This window comes from Streptomyces sp. NBC_01352, from assembly GCF_036237295.1.
Classification (GTDB): Bacteria; Actinomycetota; Actinomycetes; order Streptomycetales; family Streptomycetaceae; genus Streptomyces; species Streptomyces plumbiresistens.
Genome location: NZ_CP108354.1, coordinates 3,036,079 through 3,053,643, shown reverse-complemented (window position 1 = coordinate 3,053,643; position 17,565 = coordinate 3,036,079). Strand labels below are relative to the sequence as shown.

The following is a 17,565-nucleotide window of genomic DNA, read 5'->3' as shown; positions in this document are numbered from 1 at the left end:
CCGTGAGCAGCACCCTCTTCCGGACGAAGAAGGTCGAGCAGTCCATCCTCGATACCGAGGAGCCAGAGCACGCGCTCAAGAAATCCTTGTCCGCGCTGGATCTGACCGTCTTCGGCGTCGGTGTCATCATCGGCACCGGCATCTTCGTACTGACCGGCACGGTGGCCAGGAACAATGCCGGTCCCGCCGTAGCCCTGGCCTTCGTGGCGGCCGGGGTGGTCTGCGCGCTCGCCGCGCTCTGCTACGCCGAGTTCGCCTCCACCGTCCCGGTGGCCGGCTCGGCGTACACCTTCTCGTACGCCTCACTCGGTGAACTGCCCGCCTGGATCATCGGCTGGGACCTGGTCCTGGAGTTCGCGCTCGGCACGGCGGTGGTCGCCGTCGGCTGGTCCGGCTACGTCGCCTCGCTGATGGACAACGCCGGGTGGCAGCTGCCGGAGGCGCTCAGCGGCAGAGACGGGGCCGACGGCTTCGGCTTCGACATCCTCGCCGCCGCGCTCGTCCTGGTGCTCACCGCCATCCTGGTGCTCGGCACCAAGCTCTCCGCGCGTGTCACCTCGCTGGTCGTCGCCATCAAGGTGACGGTCGTCCTGACGGTGATCATCGCCGGGGCCTTCTTCATCAAGGGCGACAACTACGACCCGTTCATCCCGAAGGCGCAGGAGGTGCCGGCCGGCGACAGTCTCCAGTCCCCGCTCATCCAGCTGATGTTCGGCTGGGCGCCCTCCAACTTCGGCGTGATGGGCATCTTCACGGCCGCCTCGGTCGTCTTCTTCGCCTTCATCGGGTTCGACGTCGTCGCCACGGCCGCCGAGGAGACCAAGAACCCGCAGCGGGACATGCCCCGCGGCATCATCGGCTCGCTCATCATCTGCACCACGCTGTACGTCCTGGTGTCGATCGTCGTGACCGGTATGCAGCACTACAGCGAGCTGTCCATCACCGCCCCGCTCGCCGACGCCTTCAAGGCCACCGGACACCCCTGGTACGCGGGCTTCATCAGCTTCGGCGCCGCCGTCGGCCTCACGACCGTCTGCATGATCCTGCTGCTGGGCCAGACCCGCGTCTTCTTCGCGATGAGCCGCGACGGACTGCTGCCCCGCTTCTTCTCGCAGGTCCACCCGCGGTTCAAGACCCCGCACCGGCCGACCATCCTGCTGGGCGTGCTCATCGCGGTCCTCGCCGGTTTCACCCCGCTGAGCGAACTCGCCGAGCTGGTGAACATCGGCACGCTGTTCGCCTTCGTGGTCGTCGCGATCGGCGTGATCATCCTTCGCAAGTCCCGCCCCGACCTGCACCGGGCCTTCCGCACCCCGTGGGTGCCGTTCATCCCGATCCTGTCGGTGTGCGCCTCGCTGTGGCTGATGCTCAACCTGCCCGCCGAGACCTGGCTGCGGTTCGCCATCTGGATGGCGGCCGGTTTCGTCGTGTACTTCCTCTACGGCCGCTCCCACAGCCGTCTCGGCCGGCAGCAGGAGACCGAGGTCGGCCAGATCGCGAAGCCACCGAACGGCAACGAGGGCTGATCCACCGGCACTGCCGGACCACGAACGCCCGGGCCCCCGGAAACGGAGGCCCGGGCGCGTCGTTCGTCAGACCGGCCTCACGGTCCGTGAACCTGCTACCTCGGCCCCCCAACTCGCCGACCCGGCGCCGCAGTTCGCGGTCCGTTGTTCCGTCCGGCACTGGGCGGTCACTCGTCGGTGCTGCGGGCTGCGAATGTCCGGGCCCTAGGAAGCGGAGGCTCGGGCGCGTTGTTGGTCAGGTCGGCCTGACGGTCCGTGGACCTGCCACGTCGGCTCTCAACTGGCTGACCTGACACCGTAGTTCGTGGTCCGTTGTTCCGTCCGGCACTGGGCGGTGACCAGTCGGTGCTGCGGGCTGCGAATGTCCGGGCCCTAGGAAGCGGAGGCTCGGGCGCGTTGTTGGTCAGGTCGGCCTGACGGTCCGTGGACCTGCCACGTCGGCTCTCAACTGGCTGACCTGACACCGTAGTTCGTGGTCCGTTGTTCCGTCCGGCACTGGGCGGTCACTCGTCGGTGCTGCGGGCTGCGAATGTCCGGGCCCTAGGAAGCGGAGGCTCGGGCGCGTTGTTGGTCAGGTCGGCCTGACGGTCCGTGGACCTGCCACGTCGGCTCTCAACTGGCTGACCTGACACCGTAGTTCGTGGTCCGTTGTTCCGTCCGGCACTGGGCGGTGACCAGTCGGTGCTGCGGGCTGCGAATGTCCGGGCCCTAGGAAGCGGAGGCTCGGGCGCGTTGTTGGTCAGGTCGGCCTGACGGTCCGTGGACCTGCTACCTCGGCCCCCAACTCGCCGACCCGGCGCCGCAGTTCGCGGTCCGCCGTCACGACCAGCACCGGACGGTCGCCCGCCTGGCCCGCCAGGGCCACGATGTGGTCGTCCCCGCTCCCCGGCGCGGCTTCCACTCGAACCCCCGGTACCGGCTCCACGCCACGGGCCGCGCCCTCGACGACGAGGACGATCTCCACCGCCCCGGAACGCCCCGGCACCCCGTCCGCCGCCAGCCGGTCCCGCAACCGCTCCGCGGCCCCCCGCCGGTCCCGCCACCACCCGTCGGGCACCGACCCGACGACGTTCGCGGCGTCCACGATCACGAGCAGGGGGGCGTTGTCGTCCATACCGGCCAGGGTCCCACGGCCGATGGAAGACTCGGTTGCCTGTTCAGTCCTCCCGCTTCTGTTCAGTCCTCGCGCTTCTCGTCGAAGCTCGCGAAGTACGCCGCCACCATGTCCTCGTCGGCGTGCCCCTGCGCGGCGGCCCGCTCCAGCCGCTCCGCGCTCGCGACCGCCACGTCCAGCCGTACGCCGTTCCGCTCGCCCGCCTGGACGATGAGACGGGCGTCCTTGGCGGCGGTGGCCACCCCGAACTGGGCGGGCGAGAGCCGGTCCTCCAGGACGAGCGCGGCCTTGGCGTGCAGATAGCCCATGTCGAGCGGGCCGCCCGCGATGAGGTCGAAGAAGTCCTGCGGGTCGACGTCGAGGGCCTGGGCGAGGGCCAGCACCTCGCCGGTCGCCGCGGTGGCGGCGATGACCCAGCTGTTGGCCACCAGCTTCAGCCGCGTGGCGGAGCCGGCCGCGCCGTCCTCGCCGGTCCACACCGTCCGGGCGCCGACCGCGTCGAAGACCGGCGTCACCGCGGCCCGGCCCTCGTCCGGTCCGGCGGCCAGCACGGTCAGTCGGCCCGCCTCCGCGGGCTGCCGGGTGCCCAGCACCGGCGCGTCGAAGAAGACCAGGTGGTGCTCGCGGGCGAAGTCGGCCAGTTCGCCGATCGCCTCGATGCCCGCGGTCGTCGACTGCGCCCAGGCGACGCCGGGACGCAGGCCGGGCACCGCCGCGCGCATCACGTCCAGGGCGGCGGGACCGTCGTACAGCATGGTCAAGACGACGTCGGCACCCCGCACCGCCTCGGCGGGGGTGTCGGCGACGTACGCGCCGTCGGCGGCGAGGGGCTCGGCCTTGTCACGGGTGCGGTTCCAGGCCCGGACGGTGTGTCCGGCGCGGACGAGGTTGCGGGCCATCGCGGCCCCCATGATCCCGGTGCCGAGAACGCTCACGGTGCGGGTGTCGGTCATGACGTCAACTTCCTGTCCTCGTACGGTGCCGACTGCTGCCGACCAGCCTGCCCGATCGGGGCGGAAGCCGTCGGGGCGCCTCCCCGCACCCGGGGCCAGGCGGTGTCGAAAAACCCCCTCCGCTTAGAGTGAACCGGTGAACGGCGACTGGCTCCTACGCGGCCGAGACGGCCGCCTCAGTGTGTATCTGCCCGCGGGCGACGCCGTCCTGTGCCGCGCGGAGCGCGGGCCCGGCGGGTCGTGGGAACCCGCCCGCCGGGTGGGCGGCGACCAGAAGCTGCAGCCCGTGCTCGCGGTCGGCCAGGGCGCCGACGGCTACTCCCATCTGGTCTCCTGGCGGCCCACCGCCTCCGGCGAGTGTGCCCTGGTGCACTCCACGCACTTCCGGCCCCGGCTCGCCGCCCTCGACTGGCTGTCGATCGGGCACCCCAACAAGAAGGGCGCCCGCACCGGCACGCCCGCCGTCGCGGTCGACGCGCAGGGCCGCGCCCATGTCTTCGTACGGAACAAGGGCGGCGGCGTGAGCTTGGTCGCCCAGAAGGAGAAGGGCGGCTGGGACCCCTGGCGCGACCTCAAGGGGAGCGGCGTACAAGAGGACTTGGCGGCCGTGACGGGGGAGTCCGGACGCGTCGAGCTGTACGCCGCCGTCCCCGGCGGCATCCTGCACTGGCGGCAGGAGAAGCCGGGCGCCCAGCCCGTCCTGGAGGGGACGATCGAGGCCCCTGTGCGCCCCGGCACCCTGCGCGCCCTCGCCACCTCTCCGGAGAGCACGACCCTCTTCTTCGCCGACACCTCCGGGGACCTGTGCGCCTGGCGGCCCGGCGCCAAGCCGGTCACGCTCCTCGCCTCCGCGGGCCCCGGCCCGGTCTCCGCCGTCCGCTGCGAACTCGACGGCCACGACTGCACGTTGATCGCCCAGCGCTCCGCGAGCGGCCGGGTGGCGTTCGCCGCGTACCCCACCGAGCAGGAGTCGGCGGGCGCCTGGTGGACCGAGTCGGGGCCCCAGCTCCCCGCGGACGCCGAGGTGTGCCTGGCCGTCGACGAGGACGACCGGGTCGTCGCGGCGACGCTGTCCCCGTCGAACGGGCAGCTGCTCCTCACCCGCCGCAAGGCGGAGCCGGGCCTGGCGCTGGAGGCCTGGCGGCAGGTGTGAGAGCGACCCTCGGCAGGCGCCCGCCATCGGCGAACGGCCGACGGCCGGGCTCCAGGGGCGCGCGTCCTGCACAGGGTCGCCATGCGTTGTTCACCGAACGCTCATTCTATGATGGGCCAGCTCGGCCCCGTACACAGGTTCGGGACTGGCAGGTCAGCCGGCCGAGCGTCACGGAAGGGGCAGGTCACGTCATGCGGACCAGATCCGGGCGCGCCGCGCCCCGCGGGAGAACGGCCGAGGCCGTCGAGCGCACGGCGGCCGAGGACCACGCGGCGCAGGGCACCGTGGACGGCCGCTGGCTGACCCTCGGCAAGGACGGCCGTCTGACCGCCTACGCCCGCACCCGGGCGGGCCTGCTGCGGTGGACCGAGGTCCGGCCGGGCGGCCCGGCCTGGACGGGCCCCGACTTCTTCCCGGTCGCGAATCTGACCCACCTGTACCTCGCCCAGGGCAGCGACACCTACGTCCACTTCCTCGGCCGGCGCGAGGTCGCCAAGGGCGACGGCCCGCCCGCCGTCGACGTGGTGCACGCCGTCCAGTACCAGACCGGCCGCCCCGTCACCGAGTGGCGCTCGCTCGGCAATCCCCACCAGGACCGCGAGAAGGCGGCCCGCTTCGGCGTTCCGGTGGCCGCGGTCGGCACGTCGGGCCGTGTGCACGTCTTCGCGCGCAACGCAGGTCGAGGGGTGATGCTGCGCCGGGAGGCCCCCAGTGGGAAGTGGGAGCCGTGGAAGGACCTCACGGGCAGCGGCGTACGGGACGGACTCGCCGCGGTCGCCCACGACACCGGGCGCATCGAGCTGCTGGCCGGCGGTGAGCAGGCCGCCATGTGGTGGCGCCAGGCCGAGCCCGACGGCGACTTCGGGCCGGAGCCGAACATCCCGGTCCGGGTGGCGCCGGGCACGGCGAGTGTCCTGTCGACCGGGCCCGACCGGGCGACGTACTACTGGGCCGATCCCGACACGGGCGGGCTGGTCGCACACCGTCCCGGCGGCTGGGTGATCCCGCTCGGCGGCGCCCCGTCGGGGGATCCGGTCGCGGTGCTGCGCGCGACCCTCGACGGCTACGACTGCACGCTGCTGGCCCACCGCGATCTCGACGGGCAGGTCATGTTCGCCGCGTTCGGCACCGAGAACGAGCAGGGGGGCGTGTGGTGGTCGCCCACCGGTGAACGCTCCCTGGGCGCCCCGGCGTTGGCGCTCGACGGCCACGGCCGTGTCGTGCTCGCCGTGCTCGGCCAGGACGGCGCGCTGCACATCTCCCGGCAGACCCCTGAGCCGGGGTTCTCGCTGGCCCCGTCGATCCGCGTCTGACGGCCGACAGGGCCCGCGGGACCCTCAGCCCCCGGCCGGTGACTTCTTGGCCGACTCCGGTACGTCCTCGTCCTTGCGCAGCGCCTCCCACAGCTGTTCGGCCTGCGGCTGGGCGGCGACCACCCGGTTGGGGTCCTGCTCGTCGTACTTCACCGGCAGCATGATCGTCTCCATGGTGGCCGGGTCGACCCCGTTCATGCTGCGGCCGAACTCGGCGAGCTGGGTGAGGGAGGCGAGCTCGGAGTCGGTGGTGAGGGACTCGGTGAGCTCGTTGGCGATCTTGAACGTCTTGGTGGGGCTGCCCAGCAGGTCCTGCTGCTTGATCTCGGAGAGCAGGGCGATCATGAACTTCTGCTGGAGGCCGATGCGGCCGAGGTCGCTGCCGTCGCCGTGGCCGTACCGGGTGCGCACGAACTGCAGGGACTCGGTGCCGTTCAGCCGGTGGGTGCCGGAGCCGAGGTCCAGGCCGCTGTTGCCGTCCTTGATCGGTTCCTCGAGGGTGACGGTCACGCCGCCGATGGCGTCCACGAGGCCCTTGAAGCCGGCGAAGTCGATCTCCATGTAGTGGTCCATGCGGACCCCGGACATCTGCTCCACGGTCTTGACCACGCAGGCCGGACCGACCTGCGAGTAGATCGAGTTGAACATCACCCGCTGCGCCGAGGCGACCTCGCTGCCGTCGGACTTCGCGCACGTGGGACGGGTGACCAGGGTGTCGCGCGGGATACTGACGGCGACGGCCTTCGTGCGGCCCTCGGGTATGTGCATCACCAGCGCGGTGTCGGAGCGCGCCCCGGAGACCTTGCCGCCGTCCAGGGCGGCGTTGGCGCCGGCGCGCGAGTCGGAGCCCAGGACCAGGATGTTCTGGCCGGAGGTGGGCAGTTTCTCGGGCCGTTTGCCGCCGATCGCGTCGTTGATGTCGACGCCCTTGATGTTGCCGTCGAGGTCCCGGTAGAGCCAGTAGCCGGTGCCGCCCGCGGCCAGTACGACGGTGACCAGGCCCAGCGCCACCCAGCGGCCCACGCGGCGTCGGCGCGGTGCGGCGGCCCTGCGGCCCGACGGCGCTCGCCTGGATCTGCGGGGGCTGGTGTCCGTCGGGGCATGTGTCATGCCTCGGTCCTCTCTCGCTCAAATGGCTCGTTGCCTGGTCCGTACGTGGGGGGCACGAGTGCGGGGAGAGGGGCCGGGCCGCGCGGCGGTGAACGCCGTGATGTGCCCGAACTATAGACGGATTTCCGGGTGGGGCGGTGGCGGGTGTCCGTTAACCCGTCTGATTCCGGATGTTCAATGGTTGCACGCATGACCGTGTGTTTTGGGTTACTTGTGATTGCCGTTGACAGCTGTGTGAACGCACGGTGATGATGTGCCGGACCTGTGAAGGTTAAATCTTAGGTGTGAATGAAACGCCGACGACACAGTCGGCGGAGTGTGGTCGCGGATTCGAGCCGGGGGGCACGAGGGCGGGTGACCACTGTGCTCACCCGGCCTCGTGCCGGGTGGGGAACGAGGGGGAGTGGCTGAGGTGCTGCGAGCGTCGGGCCGTGAAGGGTGGCGGCGTGACGGCCGTATCTGATCACGTCGTCCAGCAGGTGCCGGGCACAGACGTCGGCACCGGGCGGGGCGAGGGGGGACACCCGCGGCCGGCCGCGGCCGGGCCCACGACCTTCACCCCCGAGCACGGCGACGTCTACGTCGAGCCGGGACTCACTCCGCTGGCGGCCCGCGAGGCCAACCGCTCCGCGCTCACCGCCCTGCTCGACACGGCCGGTGTGGCCCACTTCGCCGTCCGCGGCACCTCCGACCACGGCACGGTGATCGCCGTCGCCGAGGAGGACCGGGACCGGGTGCTGGCCGTGGTGTTCCGCGGGCTGAGCCAGTTCCCGGGGCACCTGAGCGTGATCGACCCGGACGCGCCGCGGCCCGCCAAGCCCGTCTCCTCGCGGGACGCCAAGGCCTGGCGCACGGTCAACGGCGCCCGGATCCTGCAGATCAGCTGGTACCGCACCGACCCGGGCCGGCACCTGCTGCTCGGTCACGAGTACGGCTGCGCGATCGAGTTCTGGCAACGGCACGGCACCCACCTGGTCGCGCCCCGCGCCAACCGCGCCACCTGGGCCGTCGCCGCCGACGGGGGGAACGTGCTGGGCGCCGCCCGGCTGTTCAGCCGCTTCGTGTCGGACTGGACCCCGGCCCCGCTCGCGCCCGCCCTGGCCACCCGCCCCGAGTTCCTGGTGCACTGCGCCGACGACATCGCCTTCCCCGTCGACGCCGTCTACACCTGGGTCGACGGCGACGACCCGGCCTGGAAGCAGCGCAAGGCACAGGCCAAGGGCGAGGTCTACCACGCCGAGTCGGCGAGCGACGCCCGCTTCATCAGCCGCGACGAACTGCGCTACTCGGTGCGCTCGATCCACCTGTTCGCGCCGTGGATCCGCAACATCTACATCGTCACCGACGACCAGGTGCCGCCCTGGCTGCGCGAGGACGTGCCCGGGCTGCGCATCGCCACGCACCGGGAGATCTTCCGCAACCCGGCGGACCTGCCGACCTTCAACTCGCACTCGATCGAGAGCCAGTTGCACCACATCGAGGGCCTGGCCGAGCACTTCCTGTACTTCAACGACGACATGTTCATGGGCCGCCCGGTGGCCCCGCACGCCTTCTTCACCCCCACCGGCACGGCGCGCTACTTCCCCTCGCGCAACCGCATCCCGCAGGGACCGGTCGCGGAGACCGACACCCCGGTCGACGCCGCGTGCAAGAACAACCGCGCCCTGCTGCTCGAACGCTTCGGCAGAGTGATCACCCAGCCCATGGAGCACATCCCGTACGCGCTGCGCCGCTCCGCGATGGAGGAGGCCGAACGCGACTTCCCCGAGGCCTGGGCGCGCACCTCGGCCAGCAGGTTCCGGGCGATGACCGACCTGTCGCCGACCTCGTCCTTCGCGCTCTACTACGCGGCGCTGACCGGACGGGCCCAGCCCGGCTCGATGCCCTTCACCTACCTCCAGCTCGCCGTGCCCGACCTCGCCGACCGGCTGCAACGCCTGCTCGACGGACGTGACCAGGACACCTTCTGTCTCAACGACGCCTTCTCCACGCCCGAGGACATCGAGGCCCAGCAGGAGCTGCTGGACGGCTTCCTCGATTCCTACTTCCCCACCCCCAGCCCCCACGAGCGATGAAACGGAGTTCATGACGTGTCGGACCCGACGTCCATGAGCTCCGCAGCCCAGGTCTACAAACGGTTCGTCCCCCAGCCGGTGCGCGCCGCCGCGACCACCACGGTGCCGGTCGGCGTACGACGCAAGGTCAAGCGGCAGCTGGCCCGGACCCTCGGCCGGCGCGAGGCACGGCTGCACCGCCGTGCCCTGCGCCGGGTGCGCAAGGCGGAGTTCGGCCGCTCCGAGCGCCGTACCAAGGCACCCGACGGCAGGCTCGGCCACGTCCACACCGGACTCACCGTCGACCTGGCCCGCCGGCTCGACCACGACCTGGTCACCCAGGCCCTCGACACCGCCGACATCCCCTGGTTCGCCGTACCCGCGCTCGACGACCGCCGCATCTGCCTGGCCGTCGACCAGCACGACAAGGGCGCCGTCCGCCGGGTGCTACGCGCGTTGCTGGAGGAACATACGGGCTACGTGGTCTCCGTGTCTCCGGCGCAGAACGACACCTCGGACATCCCGGGCAGCCATGTGAAGGCGTGGAAGCACTACGCCAAGGCCAAGGTCATCCGTCTGACCTGGCTGCGCACCGACCCCACGGAGCACCTGTGGACCGGTGAGGACCAGGGCGTCGAGATCGAGTTCTGGACCACCGACACGAAACTGCCCCAGGAACGTCTCGTCGGCCCCCGCCCCAACCGGGTCCAGCGATCCGTGCCCAGCGACGCGCCCGGCGTCGAGATCGGCATCGACCGGCTGTGCGGCTACGCCGACATCGACGGCGACCTGGAGCCGACGATCACCCTGGAGACCTTCGACGTCCTGCGCCTCGAAGAGATCACCTTCCCCGTCGACGCGGTCCTGCTGTGGCAGCACCCGACCCCCTGGGGCGAGGAACTGCTGCGCGCCGCGCTGCGCTCCCTGCACCAGTACGCGCCCTGGGTGGACGTCGTCCACGTGGTCGCCGAGGCCGAGCCGCCCGCCTGGCTGAAGGCCGGCGACCGGCTCAGCGTGGTCCGCACCCGGCCGGGCACCGAGTGGTACCTGCACCAACTGCCCGACCTCGCCGAGCACTTCCTGCTGCTGCGCCCCGGCGCCCTGTTCGGCCGGCCGGTCCGCCCCTTCGACTACTTCACGCCGAACGGCTCGACCCGGCCCCGGCGCGGCCCCTGGAACGCCCAGGAGTCCTTCGCACCGTGGACCCGCGCCGCGTACTCCGCCACCGGCCGGGTCGCCTCCCACGGCTACGCGCACGGCCCGCAGCCGCACCGCGTCGAGACCCTCGCCCGGCTCGCCGGCAGCGGGGCCGCCCCGCTGCCCCTCGACGACGGGCAGCGGCTGCCCGTCGTCCCCGGCACCCACCCCGTGGACGGCGTCGTCCACCACGTCGGGCACACCGCCGGACTCGCCGAACCCTCCGGGGAGGCGTCCGTGACGCTGCACGGCGCGCTGCCCGGCATCGCCTCCCACCTCACCCGGCTCCTCGTCCGCCGCGACACCCAGCAGATCCAGTTCCTCGGGCTCGGCACGGAAGAGGCGCGCACCCGGGGCGGCACCAAGGCGGTCGTGCGGTTCCTGCGCCGCTACCTCCCCGTCCCGAGCGTCTTCGAGCAGGACGCCTCCCACTCCTCCGACAAGGCGGACCACCGGCCGTGAGCATGGGCAACCCCGAGGCAACCGCCGCGGTCGGGGCGTACCGCACCCTGATCCCCGCCGGGCTGAGACGCCGTATCGCGCGCCGGGTCCCGCTCCGGCTGCGCATGGCGCTCAAACACCTGCTGCGCCGGCTGCACGCCTTCGGCCTGGTGACCCGCGTGATCCGCGGCATCCGGGCCCGCCGCCGCTGGCCGCACCTGTTCGGACCCGGCGAGCGGCTCGCCGCGCTCGCCGGACACAGCGCCCGGATCGCCCTGGTCCGGCCGACCGTCTCGCCGCTCGGGCTGCGCGAGGCCAACCTCGAACTCGTCGTCACCGCCCTGGAAAAGGCCGGCGTCGACTACTTCGCGATCCGCGGCACCTCCGACTTCCGCTCCTGCCTCGCCGTCGCCGAGGGCGACCGGGACCGGGTCGCCGAGGCGCTGCGGCGCTGCGCCGAGCACAGCCCCGTCTACCTGCGCGCCTGCCGGGGCGAGGCCGCCCAGGGGCGGACGGCGCTGGCCGGCTCCCGGCCCGGCCGCCACCTCGCCGACACGGCCGCCGTACTGCGCGTCGGCATGATGTGGAGCGACCCGGCCGGCTCCCTGTTGCTGGGCCTGGAACACGGCTGCGACATCGAGTTCTGGCGGCCCGAGGAGGGACGCCTGCGGGCCCCGCGGCCCAACCGTGTCACCGAGGACGTCGCCCTCGACGAACCCCGGGTCACCGTCCCGGTCAGCCGCCTCACGGGTTTCGCCGCCCTGCACACCCGCCGCACCCGCTCGGTGCGCACCATCCGGCCGTGCGCCGACCCGCTGCCCGAGGACGTGCGGTTCCCCATCGACGTCGTCTACACCTGGGTCGACGGCAGCGACCCCGCCTGGCAGCACCGACGTGGCGGCTACGGCGAGGGCGGCTACCACACCGAGTCCGCCAACGCGGCCCGCTACATCAGCCGCGACGAACTGCGCTACTCGCTGCGCGCGCTGGAGCAGAACGCCCCCTGGGTGCGCCACGTCTTCCTGGTGACGGACCGACAGCGCCCGGTCTGGCTCAACGACAGCCACCCGCGCGTCACGGTCGTCGACCACACGGAGATCTTCGAGGACCCGGCGGCGCTGCCCACCTTCAACTCGCACGCCATCGAGAGCCGGCTGCACCACATCAAGGGCCTGGCCGAGCACTTCCTGTACTTCAACGACGACATGTTCCTCGGCAGCCCGGTCACTCCCGGCGACTTCTTCCTGTCCAACGGCATGACCCGCACCTTCTTCTCGCCGTCCCAGGTGCCCCGCTGGGACCCGAGCCCCGTCGACCGCCCGGTCGACGCGGCCGGCAAGAACAACCGGCGGCTCCTCCAGGAGCACTTCGGCACCGCCATCGTGCAGAAGCTGCGGCACGCCCCCTACGCGCTGCGCCGCAGCGTCCTGCAGGAGATCGAGCACACCTTCGCCGACGAACACCTGCGTACCTCGCACAGCCGGTTCCGCAGCGCCACCGACATCTCCATCCCCTCCTCGCTGTACCACTACTACGCCTACTTCACCGGCCGGGCCGTGCCCTCGAACATCAGCTTCGCCTACCTCGACCTCGCCAGACCGGAGATCCAGCGCCGGCTCGGCATCCTGCTCGCCCGCCGCAACCGGCAGGCGTTCTGCATCAACGACACCCTCTCCGACGGCCACGACACCGACCGTCAGACGGCGATGCTCCGCCGCTTTCTGGAGTCCTACTACCCCGTGCCGAGCCCCTTCGAATGGAAGGACGGACACAAGGAGCGTGAGGTCCGGTGAAGATCTCCTTCCTGATCAACAACATCTACGGCATCGGCGGCACCAACCGCACCGTCATCAACCTCGCCGAGGCGCTCGCCGTCCGTCACGAGGTGGAGATCGTCTCGGTGTTCCGGCGCGCCACCGCCACCAAGTTCGAGATCTCCCCGCGCATCACCGTCCGCGCCCTGGTCGACCTGCGCCCCGGCTCCGCCGACCGCGACGCCGCCGGCAGCGACGAACCGAGCGAGGTGGTGCCGCGCCAGGAGGAGTTCTACGCCCAGTACAGCCGGTTCACCGACGGCCGCATCATCCGTGACCTGGAGAAGACGACCGCCGACGTCGTCGTCGGCACCCGGCCCAGCCTCAACCTCTTCGTCGCCGCCCACACCCGCGACGGCGCCCTGCGCGTCGCCCAGGAGCACATGACCCACCTGGCCATCCCGCCGGCGGTGCGCGCGGAGATGGCCCGGGTCTACCCGCGCCTGGACGCCATCACGACCGTCACCGAGGCCGACGCCCGCTCCTTCATGGAGAACACCCCGATCCCCGGCATCCCCGTCGTCGGCATCCCCAACAGCGTGCCCGAGCCGGCCGTCGCCCCCTCCGACGGCACCCGCAGGGTCGTGGTCAGCGCCGGCCGCATGCACCAGATCAAGCGGTACGACCTCCTCATCCGCGCCTTCTCCACCCTGGCCGAGGAGTTCCCCGACTGGCAGCTGCGCATCTACGGCGACGGCGGCGAGGCCGGCAAGCTGCGCTCCCTCGTCACCGACCTCGGCCTGACCGGGCGGGCGTTGCTCATGGGCGGCTTCTCCCCGATCGAGTCGGAGTGGGCCAAGGGCTCCATCGCGGCCGTCACCTCCAGCGCCGAGTCCTTCGGCATGACCCTGGTCGAGGCGATGCGCTGCGGCCTGCCCGTGGTCTCCACCGACTGTCCCGTCGGCCCCCGCGAGATCCTGCGCGACGGCGAGGACGGCTTCCTGGTGCCCAACGGCGAGGTCGAGGGCATCGCCTGGGGCCTGCGCCGCCTCATGGCCGACGAGCCGCTGCGCCGCACCATGGGCGCCGCCGCCCTGCGCAACGCCGCCCGCTACGACCCGGCCGCCGTGGCCGACCGCTACCTGGAGCTCTTCGAGGACGCCGCCCGCCGCCGCGCCGCCGCCGAGCGCGGCTACCGCGCACCCGCCGCGGGCCGCAGGACCGGCGCCGACCAGCTCACCGTGGAGCCGGCCGCCCTCGGCGCGGCCGTCGTCGACGTCACCGCCGACGACGCCGGCTGGCTGCGGTTCAGCGCCGACGGGCCCGCCGAGGGCCGCCGCCGCTGGCAGTTCGTCCTGCGGCACAAGCCCGTCGACGGCGTACGCCGCCCCGACCTGCCCCTGCGCACCTCGCGCAAGGACCTCGACAACGGCGGCACCCACTACAGCGCCGTCCTCACCCCGTCGGCCCTCGACGAACTCGGCGACGGACGCTGGCAGGTGACCATGGGCGCCCCCAAGACCTCCAACGTCCACATGAAGGCCGGCGTCCGCGACACCCGCGCCCTCATCGACGCCCGCGCCCGTCTGATCGCCCGCCCGCCGTCCGGCCCCATCGGCTGGAACCTTCCCTACGCCCAGCCGAACGGCCGGCTGATGCTGCGCACGGTCCTGCGCGAGGAACACGCCGAGTGCACCGGCGTCGACGTCGGCGACGGCGCCGTCACCCTGCGCGGTGTGCTGTGCGGCGGACGCCGGATCGAGGCCGGCGCGCTGTTCATCGTCAGCCGCCGCGGCCGGCACCGACAGAGCTTCTCCGTGCCCGTGCAGGTCACCGGCCGCCAGGCGTTCCGGGCCGAGGCACCCCTGCGCAGAGTCGTCGACCACCGGCTGGAACGCTGGGAGGACTGGGACTGGTGGCTGCAACCCGACCCCTTCGACCGGCGCAAGGTGCGCGTGTGCCATGTGCTGGAGGACTTCCCCGACGTCAAGGGCGCGTACGTCTACCCGTCCGTCCCGCTGGTCGGCGACGAGCCCTCGGCGTACGCGGTGGTCCACCCGGCCCGGCCCGTGTGGGTACGGCCGTACTGCTCGGCCTCGGGGGCGATGGCCATGAACGTGGTCGACCGATGAACACCACCCGCACCGACGAGACGGCCGGAAGGGCCCGATGAACACGACGACCCAGATGACCGCGACGCACCCGGCCGAGGAGGCCCGATGACCGCCGTGACCCGAACCGTCCTCCATGTCGTCGCGCACCAGGACGACGACCTGTACTTCATGAATCCCGACCTGGTCCGCTCCCTCCAGGACGGTGACCGGACCGCCACGGTGGTCCTCACCGCGGGCGAGGGCGACGGCATCAACGTCGACACCAACGAGCCCCAACGGCGCGCGGTGCCACCGGACTTCACCCGCTACAGCACCGAGCGGGGCTGCGGACTGCGCTCCGCGTACGCCCGCATGGCCACCGGCAACCGCGACCACCCCTGGCAGCGCGAGCCCGTGGACCTGGTGCCCGGGTTCGCCGCGGAGCGGTTCACGCTCGTCGGCCACGACCATGTCAGCCTGTACTTCCTCCAGCTGCACATGGGCGCGCCCACCGAGCGCGGCACCCGCACCCGGCTCCACGAACTCTGGGAGGGCGCCCTGCGCACCCAGGCCACGCTCCCGGTGCACGGCTGCACCGTGGGCGAGGTGCAGCACGTCAGCCGCGAGCAGGTGATCGGCGGACTGGCCGCCCTGCTCGGACACCTCCGGCCGACCACGGTGCGCACGATGGACCCCGACCCCGAACACGACGGCGGGCGACCGGAGTTCGTGTGTTCCGACCACGTCGACCACACCACCACCGCCCAGTTCGCGCTCGCCGCCCTGGCCCGGCACCGCGAGGCCGGCCACAACCCGGTCGTCGAGCACTACCGCGCCTACGCCAACCGCTTCTGGGGCTACAACCTGGACTCGGCCGCGGCCACCGAGAAGGCCGAGTACCTGGCGACGTACGCCGGTCTCGACGCCCCCACCGTCTGCCCGCACGGCACCTGCCAGACCTGCGGCGACCGGCAGCTGGGGCCCGACCCGTTCCGCAGCACGCACATGATGAGCGCCGCCTACCGCTACTCGCCGACCACGAACTGGCTGCGCGTGGGCCCGGGCGGACGGCTCAACGCCTTCGGGGTGCTGGCCGGCCGCCTCGCCTTCTGGACGGAGACCGGCCCTGGCAGCGGCGATTGGAAGGGGCCCTACGTCCTGGGCGACGGCTGGATCGCGCCCACGCTCGCCGTGACCGGGCTGCCCGGCGGTCCGGCCGAGCTGGTCGGCCTGCGCCGGCAGCACGTGGTGGGCGGCGGAGTGACCGTCGACGTCGTGCACACGGCCCAGGACCCCGGCGGCGACGGCTTCAACGGCTGGCAGTCCCTGGAGAACCCCGACTGGGCGAACGGCGACGGCCGCCGCCAGCGCGAGGCGGGTGTGCCCTCGGCCGCCGTCGACGCGGCCGGCCGGCTGCATGTCTTCGTCCGCAACTTCGACCAGGGCATCAGCCTCCGCCGCCGGGACACCGACGGCGGCTGGGCCCCGTGGGAGAACCTCGGCGGCAGCTTCGTCCAGGACGCGGGCACCGCCCTGACCACCGAGCGCGGGACCGTCGAGCTGTACGTGCCGGGGAAGAACTCGGTGTGGCGCTGGCACCAGACCGAGCCCGGCGGTGCCTTCCTGCTCGACGACACCCTCAAGACCGGCCGGCCGGCGACCGGCGGGATCACCGCCGTCGACTCGGGCGGCGGCCGCACCTGCCTCTACTTCCGGGAGGCCGGCACCCAGCAGGTCATGGCCTACCGCCAGCACGCCGACGGCCGCTGGCCCGGTTCCGGCGCCGGAGTCGGCGGCCACGGCGGCACCGGCGCCGTCGCCGCGCTGTGGGCGCCCGAACGCGGCGCCCGGGAGGCCTTCCTGGCCCACCGCGGCAGCCGCGGCCGGCTCGTCGTCTCGCTGCCCGACCGGGACAAGGACGTCTCCGGCACGCACTGGCACGAGTCCGGCGAGATGTTCGCCCACGCTCCGGCGATGGCGTACGACGCGACGGGCGCGCTGGTCGTCGCCGTCATCGGGACGGACGGGAAACTGCACACCCGCCGCCAGCTCGCTCCGACGGCGGGCAGTCCGCTGGGACCTTGGCGTCCCTGACGCAATCGCTCCATCAACCGACACCGAAAGCGAGCAGATCCATGCCAGTTGGACGAAGAGTTTTCCTGGGCGGTTTCACCGCGGGCGCGGTGACCGTCGCCGCCGGCGGCGCACAGACGGCGTCGGCCGCGGCGGGGTACACGGACTACGCCTCGCCGGCCAACTTCTGGAGCACGTCGACGACCGACTACACGGTGACCATCAATTGCGGTGCAACATCCGGAACTTCCGCGGCCGCCCTGAACGTGACCTCGGTGAACCCGGACAACTCGGCGATGCACCTCTCCGGCAAGGAGACACGGCACGGCACCCTGAAGATCTCCCACAACGGCTACCTCGACGGCTCGGACGCCGACGCCGCCGCGCTGTCGATCGACCTGAAGACCACCGGAGCCGTCGACGAGGGCGGTACCGCGGCCAAGGGCATCTACGTGTACAACAGCACCGGCCCGACCACGGGTGCCCTGATCGCCCTGCGGAACAACCCCGGCCTGGACGACTTCATCGTCAGGGGCAGCGGCCGGACCGGTATCGGCATCGGCCGCGGCGCCACCCCGCAGTCCCAGCTGCACGTGGTCGCCGGCACCGGCGCCCCGTCCGCCATCCTCGCCGAGGGCGCGGTGCGGCTCGCGAACGTCGCCGCGGTCCCGAACAACGCGCCCGCCTACGCCGGTGGCGGCTCCCTCTACGCCCAGGACGGCAAGCTGTTCTGGAAGGGCGGCGACGGCACGAAAACCGAACTGGCACCGGCGTAGGGCGCGGC

At 72.2% G+C, this 17,565-nt stretch carries 12 protein-coding genes; 9 read left to right on the top strand and 3 right to left on the bottom strand.

Annotation, left to right across the window (positions count from 1 at the left end):
* Window positions 1-2: 2 nt before the first annotated feature.
* The gene (locus tag OG252_RS14385; RefSeq protein WP_329336433.1) at window positions 3-1,526 is read left to right on the top strand and encodes an amino acid permease; all 1,524 of its coding nucleotides are present in this window, start codon (window positions 3-5) and stop codon (window positions 1,524-1,526) included.
* Between the two features lie 739 nt (window positions 1,527-2,265).
* Here OG252_RS14385 and OG252_RS14380 read toward each other — a convergent pair.
* Window positions 2,266-2,640, bottom strand: a complete 375-nt coding sequence (locus OG252_RS14380; RefSeq protein WP_329336431.1) for an NTP pyrophosphohydrolase — start codon at window positions 2,638-2,640, stop codon at window positions 2,266-2,268.
* Between the two features lie 62 nt (window positions 2,641-2,702).
* The gene (locus OG252_RS14375; RefSeq protein ID WP_329336430.1) at window positions 2,703-3,593 is read right to left on the bottom strand and encodes an NAD(P)-dependent oxidoreductase; all 891 of its coding nucleotides are present in this window, start codon (window positions 3,591-3,593) and stop codon (window positions 2,703-2,705) included.
* A 136-nt stretch (window positions 3,594-3,729) separates the two neighbouring features.
* Between OG252_RS14375 and OG252_RS14370 the strand changes: the two genes are divergently transcribed.
* Together OG252_RS14370 and OG252_RS14365 are read left to right on the top strand one after the other, a co-directional pair.
* The gene (locus tag OG252_RS14370; RefSeq protein ID WP_329336428.1) at window positions 3,730-4,746 is read left to right on the top strand and encodes a hypothetical protein; all 1,017 of its coding nucleotides are present in this window, start codon (window positions 3,730-3,732) and stop codon (window positions 4,744-4,746) included.
* Window positions 4,747-4,937: 191 nt separating this feature from the next.
* Window positions 4,938-6,059, top strand: a complete 1,122-nt coding sequence (locus tag OG252_RS14365; RefSeq protein WP_266432550.1) for a hypothetical protein — start codon at window positions 4,938-4,940, stop codon at window positions 6,057-6,059.
* Window positions 6,060-6,083: 24 nt separating this feature from the next.
* Here the strand turns inward: OG252_RS14365 and OG252_RS14360 are convergent, their stop codons facing one another.
* Complete coding sequence (locus OG252_RS14360; protein WP_266432548.1) at window positions 6,084-7,169, bottom strand: LCP family protein; 1,086 nt, start codon at window positions 7,167-7,169, stop codon at window positions 6,084-6,086.
* Between the two features lie 446 nt (window positions 7,170-7,615).
* Here OG252_RS14360 and OG252_RS14355 point away from each other — a divergent pair, with 446 nt between their 5' ends.
* The 6 genes from OG252_RS14355 to OG252_RS14330 all read left to right on the top strand — a co-directional run bounded on the left by OG252_RS14355 (window position 7,616) and on the right by OG252_RS14330 (window position 17,557).
* A complete protein-coding gene (locus OG252_RS14355) occupies window positions 7,616-9,244 on the top strand; it encodes a stealth family protein (protein ID WP_329336425.1) in 1,629 nt (542 codons plus the stop codon).
* A 15-nt stretch (window positions 9,245-9,259) separates the two neighbouring features.
* Window positions 9,260-10,882, top strand: a complete 1,623-nt coding sequence (locus tag OG252_RS14350; RefSeq protein ID WP_329336423.1) for a sugar phosphotransferase — start codon at window positions 9,260-9,262, stop codon at window positions 10,880-10,882.
* Complete coding sequence (locus OG252_RS14345) at window positions 10,879-12,654, top strand: stealth family protein (protein ID WP_406496076.1); 1,776 nt, start codon at window positions 10,879-10,881, stop codon at window positions 12,652-12,654. Before OG252_RS14350 ends, OG252_RS14345 begins: the two co-directional genes overlap by 4 nt.
* Window positions 12,651-14,747 (top strand): glycosyltransferase family 4 protein, encoded by a 2,097-nt coding sequence (locus tag OG252_RS14340; RefSeq protein ID WP_329336421.1) that lies wholly within the window; start codon window positions 12,651-12,653, stop codon window positions 14,745-14,747. The genes OG252_RS14345 and OG252_RS14340 overlap by 4 nt, the downstream gene beginning before the upstream one ends.
* Before the next feature lie 87 nt (window positions 14,748-14,834).
* Entirely contained in the window at window positions 14,835-16,802 is a 1,968-nt protein-coding gene (locus OG252_RS14335; RefSeq protein WP_266432539.1) for a PIG-L family deacetylase, read from the top strand.
* A 41-nt stretch (window positions 16,803-16,843) separates the two neighbouring features.
* Entirely contained in the window at window positions 16,844-17,557 is a 714-nt protein-coding gene (locus OG252_RS14330) for a hyaluronoglucosaminidase (RefSeq protein WP_266432537.1), read from the top strand.
* The last annotated feature ends 8 nt before the right edge of the window (window positions 17,558-17,565 follow it).

Bases quoted from the DNA above. Each gene is read 5' to 3' on its own strand.
- OG252_RS14375 (WP_329336430.1), bottom strand. From the start codon at position 3,593: ATGACCGACACCCGCACCGTGAGCGTTCTCGGCACCGGGATCATGGGG.
- OG252_RS14380 (WP_329336431.1), bottom strand. From the start codon at position 2,640: ATGGACGACAACGCCCCCCTGCTCGTGATCGTGGACGCCGCGAACGTC.
- OG252_RS14365 (WP_266432550.1), top strand. From the start codon at position 4,938: ATGCGGACCAGATCCGGGCGCGCCGCGCCCCGCGGGAGAACGGCCGAG.
- OG252_RS14360 (WP_266432548.1), bottom strand. From the start codon at position 7,169: ATGACACATGCCCCGACGGACACCAGCCCCCGCAGATCCAGGCGAGCG.
- OG252_RS14335 (WP_266432539.1), top strand. From the start codon at position 14,835: ATGACCGCCGTGACCCGAACCGTCCTCCATGTCGTCGCGCACCAGGAC.
- OG252_RS14330 (WP_266432537.1), top strand. From the start codon at position 16,844: ATGCCAGTTGGACGAAGAGTTTTCCTGGGCGGTTTCACCGCGGGCGCG.